The 17339-nt window shown below is 63.8% G+C and carries 18 protein-coding genes; 15 read left to right on the forward strand and 3 right to left on the reverse strand.

All coding sequences use genetic code 11. The annotated features are described in order from the left end of the window. Positions 1-41 precede the first annotated feature (41 nt). Entirely contained in the window at positions 42-809 is a 768-nt protein-coding gene (locus tag ABE485_RS03955; protein ID WP_346513620.1) for a phosphatase PAP2 family protein, read from the forward strand. Here the strand turns inward: ABE485_RS03955 and ABE485_RS03960 are convergent. From ABE485_RS03960 to ABE485_RS03970, 3 genes are read right to left on the reverse strand one after another with little or no spacing between them, the layout of a single operon-like run. After that, positions 780-1214 (reverse strand): NAD(P)-binding domain-containing protein, encoded by a 435-nt coding sequence (locus ABE485_RS03960; protein ID WP_346513621.1) that lies wholly within the window; start codon positions 1212-1214, stop codon positions 780-782. The genes ABE485_RS03955 and ABE485_RS03960 overlap by 30 nt on opposite strands. Beyond that, positions 1211-1654 carry a PaaI family thioesterase gene (locus tag ABE485_RS03965; protein ID WP_346513622.1) on the reverse strand — a complete coding sequence of 148 codons (444 nt, stop codon included), beginning with the start codon at positions 1652-1654 and terminating at the stop codon, positions 1211-1213. The genes ABE485_RS03960 and ABE485_RS03965 overlap by 4 nt, the downstream gene beginning before the upstream one ends. Then, positions 1651-2265, reverse strand: a complete 615-nt coding sequence (locus ABE485_RS03970) for a TetR/AcrR family transcriptional regulator (RefSeq protein WP_346513624.1) — start codon at positions 2263-2265, stop codon at positions 1651-1653. The genes ABE485_RS03965 and ABE485_RS03970 overlap by 4 nt, the downstream gene beginning before the upstream one ends. Positions 2266-2722: 457 nt before the next feature. On the opposite strand from ABE485_RS03970, the gene ABE485_RS03975 reads away from it, so the two are divergent. From ABE485_RS03975 to ABE485_RS04040, 14 genes are all read left to right on the forward strand, one after another. Then, positions 2723-3832, forward strand: coding sequence for a porin (locus ABE485_RS03975; protein ID WP_346513625.1), 1110 nt, complete (start codon positions 2723-2725; stop codon positions 3830-3832). A 295-nt stretch (positions 3833-4127) separates the two neighbouring features. Further along, positions 4128-4487, forward strand: a complete 360-nt coding sequence (locus ABE485_RS03980; protein ID WP_006217959.1) for an NADH-quinone oxidoreductase subunit A — start codon at positions 4128-4130, stop codon at positions 4485-4487. A 39-nt stretch (positions 4488-4526) separates the two neighbouring features. After that, positions 4527-5003 carry a NuoB/complex I 20 kDa subunit family protein gene (locus ABE485_RS03985; RefSeq protein WP_006217960.1) on the forward strand — a complete coding sequence of 159 codons (477 nt, stop codon included), beginning with the start codon at positions 4527-4529 and terminating at the stop codon, positions 5001-5003. Between the two features lie 79 nt (positions 5004-5082). Then, positions 5083-5709 carry an NADH-quinone oxidoreductase subunit C gene (locus tag ABE485_RS03990; protein ID WP_346513627.1) on the forward strand — a complete coding sequence of 209 codons (627 nt, stop codon included), beginning with the start codon at positions 5083-5085 and terminating at the stop codon, positions 5707-5709. 3 nt (positions 5710-5712) lie between these two features. Then, positions 5713-6969, forward strand: coding sequence for an NADH-quinone oxidoreductase subunit D (locus ABE485_RS03995; protein WP_346513628.1), 1257 nt, complete (start codon positions 5713-5715; stop codon positions 6967-6969). A gap of 47 nt (positions 6970-7016) precedes the next feature. Further along, the gene (nuoE, locus tag ABE485_RS04000) at positions 7017-7511 is read left to right on the forward strand and encodes an NADH-quinone oxidoreductase subunit NuoE (protein ID WP_346513629.1); all 495 of its coding nucleotides are present in this window, start codon (positions 7017-7019) and stop codon (positions 7509-7511) included. Beyond that, positions 7508-8875, forward strand: coding sequence for an NADH-quinone oxidoreductase subunit NuoF (gene nuoF / locus ABE485_RS04005; protein WP_346513630.1), 1368 nt, complete (start codon positions 7508-7510; stop codon positions 8873-8875). The genes nuoE and nuoF overlap by 4 nt, the downstream gene beginning before the upstream one ends. Positions 8876-8890: 15 nt before the next feature. Next, the gene (gene nuoG, locus ABE485_RS04010) at positions 8891-11218 is read left to right on the forward strand and encodes an NADH-quinone oxidoreductase subunit NuoG (protein WP_346513631.1); all 2328 of its coding nucleotides are present in this window, start codon (positions 8891-8893) and stop codon (positions 11216-11218) included. Continuing rightward, positions 11218-12291 carry an NADH-quinone oxidoreductase subunit NuoH gene (gene nuoH, locus ABE485_RS04015; RefSeq protein ID WP_346513633.1) on the forward strand — a complete coding sequence of 358 codons (1074 nt, stop codon included), beginning with the start codon at positions 11218-11220 and terminating at the stop codon, positions 12289-12291. Before nuoG ends, nuoH begins: the two co-directional genes overlap by 1 nt. A 21-nt stretch (positions 12292-12312) precedes the next feature. Continuing rightward, positions 12313-12801 (forward strand): NADH-quinone oxidoreductase subunit NuoI, encoded by a 489-nt coding sequence (gene nuoI / locus ABE485_RS04020; RefSeq protein ID WP_008161196.1) that lies wholly within the window; start codon positions 12313-12315, stop codon positions 12799-12801. A 17-nt stretch (positions 12802-12818) separates the two neighbouring features. Continuing rightward, positions 12819-13472, forward strand: coding sequence for an NADH-quinone oxidoreductase subunit J (locus ABE485_RS04025; RefSeq protein ID WP_008161198.1), 654 nt, complete (start codon positions 12819-12821; stop codon positions 13470-13472). After that, entirely contained in the window at positions 13469-13777 is a 309-nt protein-coding gene (nuoK, locus tag ABE485_RS04030) for an NADH-quinone oxidoreductase subunit NuoK (RefSeq protein WP_006217969.1), read from the forward strand. The genes ABE485_RS04025 and nuoK overlap by 4 nt, the downstream gene beginning before the upstream one ends. A gap of 17 nt (positions 13778-13794) precedes the next feature. Then, entirely contained in the window at positions 13795-15834 is a 2040-nt protein-coding gene (gene nuoL / locus ABE485_RS04035; RefSeq protein ID WP_346513634.1) for an NADH-quinone oxidoreductase subunit L, read from the forward strand. Beyond that, positions 15831-17333, forward strand: a complete 1503-nt coding sequence (locus ABE485_RS04040; RefSeq protein ID WP_346513635.1) for an NADH-quinone oxidoreductase subunit M — start codon at positions 15831-15833, stop codon at positions 17331-17333. Before nuoL ends, ABE485_RS04040 begins: the two co-directional genes overlap by 4 nt. The last annotated feature ends 6 nt before the right edge of the window (positions 17334-17339 follow it).

A 17339-nucleotide genomic window follows, 5' to 3' on the forward strand; every position in this document is an offset into this window, starting at 1 on the left:
GCGCGGCCCCGCCGCGCCCCTTTCCTCTTGATGGCGCATTCATGACCGACGTCTACGCGGCATGGGCCGCGGCCCATGCCTTGCAACTATTCATTGCCCTGCCGCTCCTGTCGGCCGGCGGGGCTCTGCTGTTCATGCACGGCTACCGCCGGCTGTCTCCGGGCGGCCGCGCAGTGCTGTCCGCCACGACCATCGGCGTCTCCCTCGCCATCTTCCTGATGCTGGCCCTGGCGGTCGGGAGCCAGGGCGTCGTGGTGGCGTTTGACGGCGCGCTGGCCAACGCGCTGAGCATGTCGATGTCGACATCGATGCTGTGGCTGCTGTCCTGGTTCACCTACCTGGGCGACCGCACGCTCCTCACGGTGCTAGGCGTGCTGATGACCATCGGCCTGCTCTGGCGCCGCCTGTGGGGGCTGGCGCTGTTCTGCGCGGTCACGACCGGCCTGGGCGGCGCGCTCAACTGGCTGCTCAAGCACACCTTCGAACGCGTCCGGCCCGAGCACGACCACGGCTACGTCAGCGCGACCGGCTGGAGCTTTCCCAGCGGCCACTCGTCGGCCTCCATGGCCGTCTACGGCACGGCATGCTATCTGCTGTGGCGCCTGGCGCCGCCGGCATGGCGCATGCCTTGCGTGGCGCTCATGGCCGCGCTCATCATGGCGATCGGCCTCAGCCGCGTCCTGCTGCAAGTGCATTTCGCGAGCGACGTCGTGGCGGGCCTGGCGGTCAGCCTGGGCTGGCTGGGGATCTGCATCGCCGCGGTCGAACGCCTGCGCCTCTCAGGCAGCCCGGCGCAACGCATCCAGTAGGCGCGCTTCGGGCATGTCGGCGCCGACGGCGGGCAGGGGGGCGCAGGTGTAGCGCCCGCCCGCGCCGGCGATGGCTCGCGCCAGGCGCAGCGCCTGCTCGGCGGGCGGCGGCGCCAGGTCGACGACCAGCTTTCCGGCGATCGGGGCCGTGACCTGGCCGTCGCTGAACCGTTCCAGCGTGCGGTCGATCTCGCGTTCGCGGGGCAGGGCCAGCACGATCGTGTCCGACTCGGCCAGCGCTTCCCGCGCCGATGTGGCCAGCGTGGCGCTGCCCCGGAAATCCTCGCAGCGCTCCGCCTCGATGTCATAAAGCGTCAGTGCGATATCCGGGTCCGCCGCGAGCAGGCGCCGGGCGGCCAGCGTGCCGACGCGGCCCATGCCGACGATGCTGACGCGCAGGCTCATGGCTTGGGCACCGACCACGTGCTCACGATATGGGCAAGCGGCTCGTCCGAACCTTCGCCCGTCAGGGTGACTTCGCCGGCGGAAAGGCGGCCCACCTTCAGCAGGCGGGCGTGGGCATGGACGGCGCCGGCCGGGCTCTTGCGCAAAAAATTGATCGTCAGGCTGGCGGTGACCGCGTGGGCCTGCCCGGTGGCGCCCACCACCGCGGCATACATGGCCAGGTCCGCAAGTCCCATCAGCATCGGGCCGGCGACGATGCCGCCCAGGCGCTGGTGCATGTCGCGCGCCGGCAGCACGGCGTGGGCCGTGCCGCGGCCGATATGCAGCACGTCGATGCCCAGCAGCAGCGAGAACGGATGCTGGTCGGCCAGCAGGATGTGAAAGTCGGCCAGGCTGATCAGGGGCCCGCCGGACTCGGCGGCAAGGGTGGTCGCGGTCATCGTTGCTCCAGGGCGTGGCAGTAGTTGTCCAGCAGCGCCTCGGCCTGCTGGCCCAGGGATTTCAGGCGGCGGGTATGCAGCAGCAGCAACAGGCCCATCAGATAGGTGAAGATATTCATCTGCTCGGCCTCGACCATGACCGCTTCCCAGGCTTTCGTCCGCTTGAGCGCGTGGCCGATGAGGTCGATGCATTGCCGCAGGCGGGTATTGAGCCTTTCGTCCATCTCCCGGCCCAGGCCGCGCGGTCCCAGGCCCTGGAACAGATACATCCCCAGGGAGAAATCCGTGCGCCGCTCGGCGTAGTAGCCGAAGAAGGCGCGGATGGCGTCGCGCGCGGCGCACTCGGGCGCCGCCAGATCGGCCGCGCGCTCCAGGTGCCGGTGCAGCCGCTGAAGCGATTCGTCCAGCAGCACCCCATACAGGGTTTCCTTGCCCGCAAACCATGGATAGATCGCGCCCGTCGTGCAGCCGGCTTCCTTGGCGATCGCGCGGATGGTGGTGTTCTCCAGGCCGTCGCGCTCGAAGACGCGCTGCGCGGCGTCAAGAATGATCTGCCGGCGCAGCGCGCTGAGGCGTTCGTTGCGATCGGCGCGGGAGGAGGGGTTGGGCATGGGCGATGGGGGCGATCCGATGCAATGGATCATATCGACGATTTTTATTAATAACAATGTTATTCGTCGCGCTTGTGTATACGATGATCTTCAAGCTTCAAGCAGTCGCTGGCAGAGCGGATTGCCGCCGGAATGCGGCGGGGGGCGCCAGTCAAACGGGCTTGAAGCATTGCATTCCAAATTGCCCAATTAATTGGGGGCAGGGCTGAAAGTCGCGTGGTTGCGTGCTCGGGCTCTTTGCTAAGGGAAAGCCCTAGCCTTGATGGCGAAGCATCGGCGGGATGTTGCAAGTTCCCAACAAGGCTGTCGCAAACCTGCACTTTTCTGACGCCGACCGTAGCCAGTCCCCCCGATTTTTGATGCAATAGCGTCAACTTCCCTTCGCGGAGTTAGGGGGGCGGCAGGCTGGTTTGCTGGATTGCTGCTCTTGTCACTCAAATCAACGGAGATTTCTTAAATGAAAAAGACTCTGCTCGCTGCCGCCCTGCTCGCCGGTTTCGCCGGTGTCGCCCAGGCAGAAACGTCTGTCACCCTGTACGGCATCATCGATACGGGTCTCGGCTACAACAAGATCAGTGGTGGTCCCGATGCCGTTAACGGCAGCCGTTTCGGCATGATCAACGGCGTCCAGAACGGTTCGCGCTGGGGTCTGCGTGGCTCGGAAGACCTGGGTGACGGCCTGCGCGCTGTTTTCCAACTGGAATCGGGCTTTGATTCGGGTAACGGCAAGTCGGCTCAAAACGGCCGTCTGTTCGGTCGTCAAGCCACCATCGGTCTGGCCAGCGACAGCTGGGGCCAACTGGACTTCGGTCGCCAAACCAACATCGCGTCGAAGTACTTCGGCTCGATCGACCCGTTCGGCGCTGGCTTCGGTCAAGCTAACATCGGCGTTTCGATGAGCGCTGCCAACACGCAACGCTACGACAACATGGTCATGTATCAGACCCCGTCGTTCAGCGGCTTCCAGTTCGGCGTTGGCTACTCGTTCAGCGCTGACGACCAAAACACGGCTCAAACCGGTTTCCGCACCGCCGACAACACCCGCGCCATCACCACCGGTCTGCGCTACGTCAACGGCCCGCTGAACATCGCTCTGTCGTACGACCAACTGAACGCTTCGAACCGTCTGCCGACGGAAGCCACCGACGCCACCCCGCGTATGTACGCGATCGGCGCTTCGTATGACTTCGAAGTCGTGAAGCTGGCCCTGGCCTACGCTCGCACCACCGATGGCTGGTTCGCTGGTCAAGGCACGAACACCGGTACGGGCTCCCTGAGCATCGGCACCAACATCTTCGCTGATGGCTTCAAGGCCAACTCGTACATGGTCGGCCTGTCCGCCCCGATCGGCGGCGCAAGCAAGCTGTTCGGTTCGTGGCAAATGGTTGACCCCAGCAACGACCGTATCAACGGTGCTGAGACGATGAACGTCTTCTCGCTGGGCTACACCTACGACCTGTCCAAGCGCACCAACCTGTACGCCTACGGTTCGTACGCCAAGAACTACGCCTTCGTGGAAGACATCAAGTCGACCGCCGTCGGCGTCGGTATCCGCCACCGCTTCTAATCCAATGCAGGGCGCAAGCCCTGTCTGGATTCAAAGCGAAAGCGCGCGAACGGGCTTCGGCCCGTTCGCATAAGCCACCCTTTCGGGTGGTTTTTTTTTGCGTGTCGGGTTGTTTTTCAGCCTGATTGTGCGCGTGCCGGCGGCTTGCTGTAAGCTGCACGGGCATCAGGGAAAACTGCGATTGTTCCATTTGAGGAATGCAGTCTTTCACCTGCTATTCGAGCTACAGAGTTCAGCCGGAAGTAACCGCGCGAATGCTACAATCCTAAGGTTTGCGCATTTGACGGACGCCTGAATGAACCTGCAACAGTATTTTCCCGTCCTGCTGTTTATCGTAGTGGCCACCCTTATCGGGTTCGCGCTTCTAACGGCCGGCTCCCTCCTTGGCCCGCGGCGTCCTTACGCTGAGAAGCTGTCGCCGTACGAGTGCGGCTTCGAAGCTTTCGAAGACGCTCGCATGAAGTTTGACGTGCGCTACTACCTGGTGGCGATTCTGTTCATTCTTTTCGACCTGGAAATCGCGTTTCTGTTCCCGTGGGCCATTGCTCAGGGTACGGTCGGACTCGTCGGTTTCTGGACGGTCATGGTTTTCCTAGCCGTGTTGACCGTCGGCTTCATCTACGAATGGAAAAAGGGCGCGCTGGACTGGGAATAACCCGCCGGGTTTTTTCACAGCACGCTATCAGAGACGAATATGGCTATAGACGGCATTCTCAAGCAAGGGTTCATTACAACCAGCGCCGACAAGTTCCTTAACTGGGCGAAGACCGGCTCCATGTGGCCGATGACCTTCGGCCTGGCCTGTTGCGCGGTCGAGATGATGCACGCGGGCGCGGCCCGCTACGACCTGGACCAGTTCGGCATCATCTTCCGGCCCAGCCCCCGCCAGTCCGATCTGATGATCGTGGCCGGCACGCTGTGCAACAAGATGGCGCCGGCGCTGCGCAAGGTCTACGACCAGATGCCCGAACCGCGCTGGGTTGTTTCCATGGGCTCCTGTGCCAATGGCGGCGGCTACTACCACTACTCGTATTCGGTGGTCCGTGGCTGCGATCGCATCGTACCGGTAGACGTCTACGTGCCGGGCTGCCCGCCCACGGCCGAGGCGCTGGTCTACGGCTTGCTGCAAATGCAGAACAAGATCCGTCTGACCAACACGATTGCGCGCTGATCCCTCGTCCGGTTCGACGGCCGGCCCCGCCGCCGCGAACCCCGCGAGACCAGCGTATCGGTTCACCTAAGCGTACAAGATGATGACCAGGCTCGAATCCCTGAAAAACAATTTGCAGACCACCCTCGGCGCGGAAATCGCGCTGACCGAGGCGTTGGGCGAGCTCACGCTCGAAGTGCCCGCGGAGCAGTGGTTCTCCGTCTGCAACAAGCTGCGCACCGAAGCCGGCCTGCGCTTTGAAACCTGTATCGACCTCTGCGGTGTCGACTACCTGACCTGGGGCAACGGCACGCGCCAATTGCCCGAAGAATCGACCGCGCGGATCCACCGTTCGCGCTTCGCCGTGGTGGTGCATCTGCTCTCCATCGAGAACAACTGGCGCCTGCGCGTGCGCACCTGGGCCGCCGACGACGAATTCCCGATCGTGTCCTCGCTCATGGAATGCTGGCCGGCCGTGGGTTGGTTCGAGCGCGAAGCCTTCGACCTGTACGGCATTGTCTTCGAAGGCCACCCGGACCTGCGCCGCATCCTGACCGACTACGGTTTCATCGGGCATCCGTTCCGCAAGGACTTCCCGCTGTCGGGCACCGTCGAAATGCGCTACGACCCCGAGCAACGGCGCGTCATTTACCAGCCGGTCACGATCGATCCGCGCGAGATCACCCCGCGCGTGGTGCGCGAAGACACCTACGGCATGGGGCGTTGAATCATGGCAGACATCAAGAACTACACCCTGAACTTCGGTCCTCAACACCCGGCCGCCCACGGCGTGCTGCGCCTGGTGCTGGAGCTTGACGGCGAAGTGATCCAGCGCGCCGATCCGCACATCGGCCTGTTGCACCGCGCCACCGAAAAGCTGGCCGAGCACAAGACCTACATCCAGGCGCTGCCCTACATGGACCGCCTGGACTACGTGTCCATGATGTGCAACGAGCACGCGTACGTCATGGCCATCGAGAAGCTGCTGGGCGTCGAAGCCCCGCTGCGCGCGCAATACATCCGCGTGATGTTCGACGAGATCACTCGTCTGCTGAACCACCTGATGTCGCTGGGCTCGCACGCGCTGGACGTGGGCGCCATGGCGGTGTTCCTGTACGCCTTCCGCGAACGCGAAGACCTGATGGACTGCTACGAAGCAGTCTCGGGCGCCCGCATGCACGCGGCCTACTACCGTCCGGGCGGCGTCTACCGCGACCTGCCGGACACGATGCCCCAGTACGGTGACACCAGCAAGTACCGCGGCGACAAGGAAATGCGCGTCATGAACGACGCGCGTTCGGGCTCGCTGCTGGACTTCATCGAAGACTTCACCAACCGCTTCCCGGCTTGCGTCGACGAGTACGAAACGCTGCTCACCGACAACCGCATCTGGAAACAGCGCCTGGTCGGCATCGGCGTCGTCGATCCCGATCGCGCCAAGGCGCTGGGCTTCACGGGCCCGATGCTGCGCGGCTCGGGCGTGGCCTGGGACCTGCGCAAGACGCAGCCCTACGAAGTCTACGACCTCCTCGATTTCGACATCCCCGTGGGTGTCAACGGCGATTGCTACGACCGCTACCTGGTCCGTATCGCCGAGATGCGAGAAAGCAACCGCATCATCCGCCAGTGCGTGGAATGGCTGCGCAACAACCCCGGCCCGGTCATGATCGAGAACCACAAGATCGCCCCGCCGTCGCGCACCGCCATGAAGACCAACATGGAAGAGCTGATCCATCACTTCAAGCTCTTCACCGAAGGCTTCCACGTGCCCCCGGGCGAGGCTTACGCCTCGGTGGAACATCCGAAGGGCGAATTCGGCATCTACCTGGTGTCCGACGGCGCCAACAAGCCTTACCGCCTGAAGATTCGGGCCCCCGGCTTTGTCCACCTGCAATCGCTGGATGAAATGTCGCGCGGTCACATGATCGCCGACGCCGTCACCATCATTGGTACGCAGGACATCGTTTTCGGCGAAATCGATCGCTGATCCGCCCAGACAGTCACGAGCACGCCCGCATAACCCGGATTCAAACTATGCTGCTTTCCGAACAGGCCTACCAGAAAATCGACCGTGAACTCGCGAAGTTCCCGGCCGACCAGCGGCAGTCCGCCATCATGGCCTCGCTTGCCATCGCGCAAGAAGAGAAGGGCTGGTTGGCTACCGAAATCATCGAAGATGTGGCCAACTACATTGGCGTTCCGCCCATCGCGGTCCAGGAAGTCGCCACCTTCTACAACATGTTCGACGTCAAGCCCGTCGGCAAGAACAAGATCGCCGTCTGCACGAACCTGCCCTGTGCCTTGCGCGATGGCGACCGTGCCGGCGAATACCTCAAGCGCAAGCTGGGGGTCGACTACCGCCAGACCACCGACGACGGCCAGTTCACCCTGGTCGAAGGCGAGTGCATGGGCGCTTGCGGCGATTCCCCCGTGCTGATCGTGAACAACAAGCATATGTGCGTGCGCATGACCGACGAGAAGCTGGACGCGCTGGTCGCGGCCCTCAAGGTGCAAGGAGAGTCGGCATGAACGCGCCCGACCTGTACAAGCAGTTCGCCCAGGGGCTGGATCCCAACCCGCTGAACGACCTGTCCAACTCGATGTGCCTGCACGGCCGGCACATCCAGCCGCAGATCATGGCCGACGTCGACGGCGCCAACTGGCGCCTGGCCGAATACGTCAAGCGCGGCGGCTACGAAGCCCTGAAAAAAATCCTGACCACCGGCATGAAGCCGGAAGACGTGATCGCCGAAGTCAAGGCATCGGGTCTGCGCGGCCGTGGCGGCGCAGGTTTCCCCACCGGCCTGAAGTGGAGCTTCATGCCGCGCGCCTTCCCCGGCCAGAAGTACCTCGTCTGCAACTCCGACGAAGGCGAACCGGGCACGTTCAAGGACCGCGACATCCTGCGCTTCAATCCGCACATCGTGATTGAAGGCATGGCGATCGCGGCCTACGCCATGGGCATCAGCGTCGGCTACAACTACATCCACGGCGAAATCTTCGAAGTCTACGAGCGCTTCGAGGAAGCGCTGGAAGAGGCGCGCGCCGCCGGCTTCCTGGGCGACCGCATCCTGGGTTCCGACTACAGCTTCCAGCTGCACGCGTTCCACGGTTACGGCGCCTACATCTGCGGCGAAGAAACCGCGCTGCTGGAGTCGCTGGAAGGCAAGAAGGGCCAGCCGCGCTTCAAGCCGCCGTTCCCGGCCAGCTTCGGCCTGTACGGCAAGCCCACCACCATCAACAACACCGAAACGTTCGCGGCCGTGCCCTGGATCATCCGCAATGGCGGCCAGGCCTACCTCGAAGTCGGCAAGCCGAACAACGGCGGCACCAAGCTGTTCTCGATCACCGGCGACGTCGAGCGTCCCGGCAACTACGAGATCCCGCTGGGCACGCCGTTCGCGACCCTGCTGGAACTGGCGGGCGGCATGCGCGGCGGCAAGAAGCTGAAGGCCGTGATCCCTGGCGGATCCAGCGCCCCGGTCCTGCCCGCCGACATCATGATGGAATGCACGATGGACTATGACTCCATCGCCAAGGCCGGCTCGATGCTGGGTTCGGGCGCGGTGATCGTCATGGACGAAACGCGCTGCATGGTGAAGTCGCTGCAACGGCTGTCGTACTTCTATTTCGAGGAAAGCTGCGGCCAGTGCACGCCGTGCCGTGAAGGCACCGGCTGGCTCTATCGCATGGTGCACCGCATCGAAAACGGTCACGGCCGTCCGGAAGATCTGGAACTGCTGGACAACGTGGCAGCCAACATCATGGGTCGCACCATCTGCGCCCTGGGTGACGCCGCCGCCATGCCCGTCCGTGGCTTTCTCAAGCATTTTCGCGACGAATTCGCGCACCACATCGAGCACAAGTCTTGTGTGGTCCCGCAATATCTGTAGGTCTCAGGAACAGCAATGGTTGAACTAACCGTCGACGGCAACAAGGTCGAAGTGCCCGAAGGCAGCATGGTCATGCATGCCGCTCAGAAAGTCGGGCTTTACGTGCCGCATTTCTGCTACCACAAGAAACTGTCCATCGCGGCCAACTGCCGGATGTGCCTGGTTGAAGTGGAAAAGGCGCCCAAGGCGCTGCCCGCCTGCGCCACGCCCGTGACCAACGGCATGGTCGTCCACACCTGCTCTGAGAAGGCTCGCGCCGCTCAGAAGTCGGTGATGGAATTCTTGCTCATCAATCACCCCCTCGACTGCCCGATCTGCGATCAGGGCGGCGAATGCCAGCTGCAGGACCTGGCCGTGGGCTACGGCGGCTCTTCCTCGCGTTACCAAGAGGAAAAGCGCGTCGTCTTCCACAAGGATCTGGGTCCGCTGGTTTCCGCCGAGGAAATGAGCCGCTGCATCCACTGCACCCGCTGCGTGCGCTTCGGCCAGGAAATCGCCGGCGTCATGGAACTGGGCATGCTGGGCCGTGGCGAACACTCCGAGATCACCACCTTCGTGGGCCGCTCGATCGAGTCCGAACTGTCGGGCAACATGATCGACATCTGTCCGGTGGGCGCGCTGACCTCCAAGCCCTTCCGCTACAGCGCGCGTACCTGGGAACTGGCTCGCCGCCGTTCGGTCAGCCCGCACGACAGCCTGGGCGCCAACCTGGTTGTCCAGGTCAAGGGCGACCGCGTCATGCGCGTGGTTCCGTTCGAAGACGAAGCCGTCAACGAATGCTGGATCAGCGACCGCGACCGTTTCTCGTACGAAGGCCTGAACAGCGAAGACCGCCTGTCCGCCCCGATGATCAAGGGCACCGACGGCAAGTGGCAGGAAGCCTCCTGGGCTGACGCGCTGCAAGCCGTTGCCCAGGGCCTTTCGCGCGTTCGCGACAGCTTCGGCGCCGGCCAGATCGGCGCCCTGGCGTCCGAATACGCCACCACCGAAGAATACGCGCTGCTGGGCCGCCTGGTCCGCGCGCTGGGTTCCGAGAACATCGACTTCCGCCTGCGCCAGACCGACCCGGCCTTCGACGCCTCGCTGGCCGGCGCGCCGTGGCTGGGCATGCCAATCGCCGAACTCGACAACCTGGACCGCGTCCTGGTCGTGGGCTCGTTCCTGCGCAAGGACCACCCGCTGATGGCCCAGCGCCTGCGCCAGGCCGCCAAGCGCGGCACGCAGATCCTGATGGTCGACAGCGCCGCCGACGATCCCCTGATGCCCGTGACCGCGCGCATCACCGTGGCGCCTTCCGAGCTGGCCCGCGCGCTGGCCGAAGTGGCGGCCGCCCTGGCGCAAGCCAAGGAACAGGCCGTGCCGGCTGAATTCGCCTCGGTCACCCCGGGCGAAAACGCCAAGCTCATCGCCGCCAGCCTGGCTTCGGGCGCGAATACCGCCGTGCTGATGGGCAACCTGGCAGTCGCCAGCGCCCAGGCGTCGACGCTGGCCGCCAACGGCCGCGCCCTGGCCGATCTGGCCGGCGGCAAGTTCGGCTTCCTGACCTCCGGCGGCAACACCGTCGGCGGCTACCTGGCCGGCGCCGTCCCGGGCAAGGGCGGCAAGACCGCCGCCGCGATGCTGGCCGAGCCGCTCAAGGCCTATGTGGTCCTGCACGCCGAGCCGCTGCTGGACGCCGACAACGGCCAGCAGGCGATCGCCGCGCTGCGTGGCGCGCAGTTCGCCGTGGCGCTCACGCCTTACCGTTCGGCCGCCGCCGAATGGGCCGACGTCATGCTGCCCGTGTCGCCGTTCACCGAAACCTCGGGCACCTTCGTCAACGCTCAGGGCCTGGCCCAGAGCTTCAAGGGCACGGTCACGCCGTTCGGCCAGACCCGTCCGGGCTGGAAGGTCCTGCGCGTGCTGGGCAACGTCCTGCACCTGGCCGGTTTCGACGACGAAACCTCCGAATCCGTGCGCGACGCCGTCCTGGCCGGCGGCATCGAAGGCCGCCTGTCCAACGACATCAAGGCCCCGCTGGGCCTGGGCCAGGCCGCTACCGGCCTGGAGCGCGTCGCCGACGTGCCGATCTACCGCACCGACGCCATGGTGCGCCGTTCGGAACCGCTGCAGGACTCGCCGGCCTCCAAGAAGCCCACCGCCGCCATGAACGGCCGCACGCTCACCAGCCTGGGCCTGACGGCCGGCGTCAAGGTGCGCGTGTCGGGCGGGCAGGGCGCCGTCGAACTGGAAACCGTGCAGGATGATGCCGTGGCCGATCGCGCCGTGCGCATTTCCGCAGCCTTTGAAACTACCGCGGCCCTGGGTGGCGCATTCGGTGAAATCAGCGTGGAGCGTGCCTGATGGAATGGCTCAATGTTCTTGAAAGCCACGGTCAGGCATTGCTGGGCCCGACGGTCTGGATGGTCCTCTGGACTCTCATCAAGATCGTCATCATCGCCGTGCCCATCATCCTGTGCGTGGCCTACCTGACGTACTGGGAACGCAAGATGATCGGCGCCATGCACGTGCGCATGGGCCCGAACCGCGTCGGCTTCAAGGGGCTGCTGCAGCCGTTTGCCGACGTGTTCAAGCTGCTGACCAAGGAAGTCGTCGTCCCGAGCCAGGCCAACAAGGTGCTGTTCATCGTGGCCCCGGTGGTCACGCTGATGCCCGCGCTGGCCGCCTGGGCGGTCGTGCCGTTCGGTCCGGACGTCGTCCTGGCCAACGTCAACGCCGGCCTGCTGTACATCATGGCCATCACGTCCATCGGCGTGTACGGCGTGATCGTCGCCGGCTGGGCATCGAACTCCAAGTACGCGTTCCTGGGCGCGCTGCGCGCCTCGGCCCAGATGCTGTCGTATGAACTGGCCATCGGTTTCGTGCTGGTGACTGTGCTGCTGGTGTCCGGCAGCCTGAACATGTCCGAAATCGTGAACGTGCAGAACCGCGGCTGGTTTGCCGACAAGGGCCTGACGTTCATGTCCTGGAACTGGCTGCCGCTCTTGCCGCTGTTCGTGATCTACGTGATCTCGGCCGTCGCCGAAACCAACCGCCACCCCTTCGACGTGGTGGAAGGCGAATCGGAAATCGTGGCCGGCCACATGGTCGAATACTCGGGCATGGCGTTCGCGCTGTTCTTCCTGGGCGAATACGCCAACATGATCCTGCTGTCCTGCATGGCCTCGATCATGTTCCTGGGCGGCTGGGCTTCCCCGATCGATATCGCGCCGCTGACCTGGATTCCGGGTTGGATCTGGCTGGGTCTCAAGACGTTCGTCGTGGTCTCGTTGTTCGTGTGGTTCCGGGCCTCGTTCCCGCGCTACCGCTACGACCAGATCATGCGCTTGGGTTGGAAAATCTTCATCCCGCTGACCGGCGTTTGGCTGGTCGTGGTGGCGATCTGGATGCAGACGCCCTGGAACATTTGGCGCTAAGCCGCCAAGCAGAGGCAGGATATGGAAGCGATCAAGGATTTCTTCGGCAGTCTGATGCTGACCGAGTTGCTCAAGGGCATGCGCCTGACGGGCAAGTATTTCTTCAAGCGCAAGGTCACCTTGCGCTACCCCCAGGAAAAGACCCCTGCGTCGCCGCGTTTCCGCGGCCTGCACGCGTTGCGCCGCTACCCCAACGGGGAAGAGCGCTGCATCGCGTGCAAGCTGTGCGAAGCCGTGTGCCCGGCGCTGGCGATCACCATCGAGTCGGACCAGCGCGACGACGGCACCCGCCGCACCACGCGCTACGACATCGATCTCACCAAGTGCATTTTCTGCGGCTTCTGTGAGGAAAGCTGCCCCGTGGACTCCATCGTGGAAACGCACATCCACGAATACCACGGCGAAAAGCGCGGCGACCTGTATTTCACCAAAGACATGCTGCTCGCCGTGGGCGACCGCTACGAAGCCGACATCGCCCGTCGCCGGGCCGAAGACGCTCCTTACCGTTGAAGCCCAGGGTCTGATCCATGACTTTTACCACTGTCCTTTTCTACATACTGGCCGCCGTGCTGGTGATCGCGGCCTTCCGCGTGATCACCGCGCGCAGCGCGGTCACTGCAGTCCTGCACCTGATCCTGGCCTTCGCCAACGCGGCCATGCTGTGGATGCTGCTGGGCGCCGAATTCCTCGCGCTGCTCCTGGTGCTGGTGTACGTGGGCGCCGTGATGGTGCTCTTCCTGTTCGTCGTGATGATGCTCGACATCCGCATGGATACGCTGCGGCAAGGCATGAAGACCTACCTGCCCCTGGGCCTGGTGATCGGTCTGGTGCTGGTGCTGGAAGTGTCCTTCGTGCTGGGCTCCATCTGGTACGGCTCGGGCCCGCAGGCGCAACTGCCCAGCGACTACAACAACGCCCGCGCGCTGGGCGAGGCGATGTACACGCAGTACATCTACGCCGTTGAAGTCGGCGCCGCGCTGCTGCTGGTCGGCATGGTCGCCGCGATCGCGCTGACCCTGCGCCGCCGCCGCGACGTGAAGTACAACGACCCGGTCGCCGCTGTCCGCGTGCGCTCGAAGGACCGCTTCCGCATGGTGAACATGCCCGCCCAGAGCGAGCGTGCCCAGGCCAAGCGTGACGCTTCGAACGGCGTTGCCGCGCCCCAAGGAGAAAAAGAATGACGCTGACGCTGGCCCACTATCTGATCCTCGGGGCGATCCTGTTCGCCATCGGGATCTTCGGCATCTTCCTGAACCGCCGCAACCTGATCATTCTCCTGATGTCCATCGAGCTCGTGCTCCTGGCCGTCAACATGAACTTCGTGGCGTTCTCCAGCTGGTTCGGCGACACCGCCGGCCAGGTGTTCGTGTTCTTCATCCTGACCGTGGCCGCCGCCGAAGCGGCGATCGGCCTGGCCATCCTGGTGCTGCTGTTCCGCAACCTGAACACGATCAACGTTGACGAACTCGATCGCCTGAAGGGCTGACGGGGTATTGGAAGAAAATGTCTAGCTCACCCAATCTCTACCTGCTCATCGCGCTGGCTCCGCTGGCCGGAGCAATTCTCGCGGGCCTCTTCGGCACCGGCTTCCTCGGCCGGCCCATCGGCCGCCGCGCCTCGCATGCCATCACGATTCTGGGCGTGCTCATCTCCACCATCGGTTCGGTGGTGGTGCTGGCCGACGTGCTGAACGGCCTGCGCTTCGACGGCGCGGTCTACACCTGGAGCCTGATCGGCCAGACCAAGCTGGAAATCGGCTTCCTGATCGATCCGCTGTCGGCCATGATGATGGTCGTGGTGACCTTCGTGTCGCTGATGGTGCACATCTACACCATCGGCTACATGGCTGACGATCCCGGCTACCAGCGCTTCTTCTCGTACATCTCGCTGTTCACGTTCTCCATGCTGATGCTGGTGATGTCGAACAACATGGTGCAGCTGTTCTTCGGCTGGGAAGCGGTGGGCCTGGTGTCGTACCTGCTGATCGGCTTCTGGTACACCCGTCCCACGGCGATTTTCGCCAACATGAAGGCGTTCCTGATCAACCGCGTCGGCGACTTCGGTTTCGTGCTGGGCATCGGCCTGCTGTTCGCCTACGCCGGCACGATGCACTACGGTGAAGTCTTCGCGCAGGCCGACAAGCTGGCCGCGATGACGCTGCCCGGTTCGGACTGGATGCTGCTGACGGTGGCCTGCATCTGCCTGTTCATCGGCGCCATGGGCAAATCGGCCCAGGTTCCGCTGCACGCCTGGCTGCCCGACTCGATGGAAGGCCCGACCCCGATCTCCGCGCTGATCCACGCCGCCACCATGGTGACGGCCGGCATCTTCATGGTCGCGCGCTTCTCGCCGCTGTTCGAACTGTCGGACACGGCGCTGTCGTTCATCATCGTGATCGGCGCCATCGGCGCGCTGTTCCTGGGCATCTTGGGCATCATCCAGAACGACATCAAGCGCGTCGTCGCGTATTCCACGCTGTCGCAGCTGGGCTACATGACCGTGGCGCTGGGCGCGTCGGCCTACTCGGTGGCGATTTTCCACCTGATGACCCACGCGTTCTTCAAGGCGCTGCTGTTCCTGGGCGCCGGCTCGGTCATCATCGGCATGCACCACGACCAGGACATCCGCAACATGGGCGGCCTGCGCAAGTACATGCCCATCACCTGGATCACCTTCCTGCTGGGCACGCTGGCGCTGGTCGGCACGCCGTTCTTCTCGGGTTTCTACTCGAAGGAAAACATCATCGAAGCCGCCGGCCATGCCAACGTGTGGGGCGCCAGCTTTGCCTACTACGCCGTGCTGATCGGCGTGTTCGTGACCTCGCTGTACTCGTTCCGCGTGTACTTCCTGGTCTTCCATGGCAAGGAACGCTTCGACACCAGCGATCACGGCCACGGCCATGACGCGCACGGCCACGACGACCATGGCCACGACGACCACGGCCACGGCCATCATGGCGGCAAGCCGCATGAGTCGCCCTGGGTGGTCACGCTGCCGCTGATCCTGCTGGCGATCCCGTCGGTGATGATCGGCGCCTGGGCAGTCGACCCGATGGTGTTCGGCAAGTTCTTCGACGGCGTTATCAAGGTGCTGCCGCTGCAGCATCCCGCCATGCACGTGCTGAGCGAAGAGTGGCACGGCTGGGTCGCCTACGGCCTGCATGCCTTCCAGACCCTGCCGTTCTGGCTGGTCGTGGCCGGCGCCGTCATCTCCTGGTACTGCTACCTGATCAATCCCAAGGTTCCGGCCGCCATCAAGTCCAGCCTGTCGGGCGTGAACAAGGTGCTCGAGAACAAGTACTACGTGGATTGGGTCAACGAGCAGGTCATCGCGCGCGGCTTGCGCTGCCTGGGTCGCGGCCTGTGGCAGACCGGCGACCGCGGCATCATCGATGGCATCCTGATCAACGGTAGCGCCCGCGTCGTGGGCTGGGTGGCAGCCATCAGCCGCCACCTCCAGTCCGGCTTCATCTATCACTACGCGTTCGCAATGATCATCGGCGTCATGGCGCTGGTGACTTTCTTTGTGCTGATTCCCCAATGATGGCAAGCGAGATGGCATCCAACACTTTTCCCTGGCTCACGCTTGCGATCTTTGTCCCGATCGTATTCGGCCTGCTGGTGCTGGCGGTGGGCCGTGACGACCGTCCCGGCCTGACGCGCGGCCTGTCGCTCGTCGGCGCTATCGCCGGTTTCCTGGTCACGATTCCGCTCTACACGGGTTTCGACTCCTCCACGGCCGCCATGCAGTTCGTGGAGAAGACCTCCTGGATCGAGGCCTTCAACGTCAATTACCACCTGGGCATCGACGGCATCTCGATGTGGTTCGTGCTCCTGACGGCCTTCATCACGATCATCGTGGTGCTGGCCGGCTGGGAAGTCATCACCAGCCGCGTCGCGCAATACATGGCTGCCTTCCTGATCCTGTCGGGTCTGATGGTGGGCGTGTTCTGCGCGCTGGACGGCATGCTGTTCTACGTGTTCTTCGAAGCCACGCTGATCCCGATGTACATCATCATCGGCGTCTGGGGCGGCGCGAACCGCGTCTATGCGGCATTCAAGTTCTTCCTGTACACGCTGATGGGTTCGCTCCTGACGCTGGTGGCGTTCGTCTACCTCTGGAATGCCTCGGGCGGTTCGTTCGACATCCTGACGTGGCAGCAGACCAAGCTGGGCTATACCCCGCAGATCCTGATCTTCGTGGCGCTGCTGGCGGCCTTCGCGGTCAAGGTGCCGATGTGGCCCGTCCACACGTGGTTGCCGGATGCCCACGTTGAAGCGCCCACGGGCGGCTCCATCGTGCTGGCCGCGATCATGCTGAAGCTGGGCGCCTACGGTTTCCTGCGCTTTTCGCTGCCGATCGCTCCCGATGCCTCGCATAGCCTCGCCGGCATGATGATCACGCTGTCGCTGATCGCCGTGATCTACATCGGCCTGGTCGCGATCGTGCAGGATGACATGAAGAAGCTGGTGGCCTATTCGTCCGTCGCCCACATGGGCTTCGTCACGCTGGGCTTCTTCATCTTCAATACGGCCGGCGTCGAAGGCGCCATCGTGCAGATGATCTCGCACGGTTTCGTGTCGGGCGCCATGTTCATGTGTATCGGCGTGCTCTACGACCGCATGCATTCGCGCCGCATCGCCGACTACGGCGGCGTGGTCAACGTGATGCCGCGCTTTGCCACTTTCTTCATCCTGTTCTCGATGGCCAACAGCGGCCTGCCGGCCACCAGCGGTTTCGTCGGCGAATTCATGGTGATCATGGGCGCGGTCCAGCACAACTTCTGGATCGGCCTCCTGGCGGCTACCGCCCTGATCCTGGGCGCCGCGTACTCGCTGTGGATGGTCAAGCGCGTGGTGCTGGGCGACGTCGCCAATGACCACGTGCGCGAGCTGACCGATATCAATCGCCGCGAATTCGTGATTCTTGGCGTGATGGCGATCGCCGTGTTGTACATGGGGATCTATCCCAAGCCCTTTACCGACGTGATGCACGTGTCGGTCGAGGCCCTGCTGCAACACGTTGCCGTCTCGAAACTGTAAGACAAG

The organism is Achromobacter spanius (assembly GCF_039673305.1).
Taxonomy (GTDB): domain Bacteria; phylum Pseudomonadota; class Gammaproteobacteria; order Burkholderiales; family Burkholderiaceae_B; genus Achromobacter; species Achromobacter spanius_F.

Bases quoted from the DNA above. Each gene is read 5' to 3' on its own strand.
- ABE485_RS03955 (WP_346513620.1), top strand. From the start codon at position 42: ATGACCGACGTCTACGCGGCATGGGCCGCGGCCCATGCCTTGCAACTA.
- ABE485_RS03960 (WP_346513621.1), bottom strand. From the start codon at position 1,214: ATGAGCCTGCGCGTCAGCATCGTCGGCATGGGCCGCGTCGGCACGCTG.
- ABE485_RS03965 (WP_346513622.1), bottom strand. From the start codon at position 1,654: ATGACCGCGACCACCCTTGCCGCCGAGTCCGGCGGGCCCCTGATCAGC.
- ABE485_RS03970 (WP_346513624.1), bottom strand. From the start codon at position 2,265: ATGCCCAACCCCTCCTCCCGCGCCGATCGCAACGAACGCCTCAGCGCG.
- ABE485_RS03975 (WP_346513625.1), top strand. From the start codon at position 2,723: ATGAAAAAGACTCTGCTCGCTGCCGCCCTGCTCGCCGGTTTCGCCGGT.
- ABE485_RS03980 (WP_006217959.1), top strand. From the start codon at position 4,128: ATGAACCTGCAACAGTATTTTCCCGTCCTGCTGTTTATCGTAGTGGCC.
- ABE485_RS03985 (WP_006217960.1), top strand. From the start codon at position 4,527: ATGGCTATAGACGGCATTCTCAAGCAAGGGTTCATTACAACCAGCGCC.
- ABE485_RS03990 (WP_346513627.1), top strand. From the start codon at position 5,083: ATGATGACCAGGCTCGAATCCCTGAAAAACAATTTGCAGACCACCCTC.
- ABE485_RS03995 (WP_346513628.1), top strand. From the start codon at position 5,713: ATGGCAGACATCAAGAACTACACCCTGAACTTCGGTCCTCAACACCCG.
- nuoE (WP_346513629.1), top strand. From the start codon at position 7,017: ATGCTGCTTTCCGAACAGGCCTACCAGAAAATCGACCGTGAACTCGCG.
- nuoF (WP_346513630.1), top strand. From the start codon at position 7,508: ATGAACGCGCCCGACCTGTACAAGCAGTTCGCCCAGGGGCTGGATCCC.
- nuoG (WP_346513631.1), top strand. From the start codon at position 8,891: ATGGTTGAACTAACCGTCGACGGCAACAAGGTCGAAGTGCCCGAAGGC.
- nuoH (WP_346513633.1), top strand. From the start codon at position 11,218: ATGGAATGGCTCAATGTTCTTGAAAGCCACGGTCAGGCATTGCTGGGC.
- nuoI (WP_008161196.1), top strand. From the start codon at position 12,313: ATGGAAGCGATCAAGGATTTCTTCGGCAGTCTGATGCTGACCGAGTTG.
- ABE485_RS04025 (WP_008161198.1), top strand. From the start codon at position 12,819: ATGACTTTTACCACTGTCCTTTTCTACATACTGGCCGCCGTGCTGGTG.
- nuoK (WP_006217969.1), top strand. From the start codon at position 13,469: ATGACGCTGACGCTGGCCCACTATCTGATCCTCGGGGCGATCCTGTTC.
- nuoL (WP_346513634.1), top strand. From the start codon at position 13,795: ATGTCTAGCTCACCCAATCTCTACCTGCTCATCGCGCTGGCTCCGCTG.
- ABE485_RS04040 (WP_346513635.1), top strand. From the start codon at position 15,831: ATGATGGCAAGCGAGATGGCATCCAACACTTTTCCCTGGCTCACGCTT.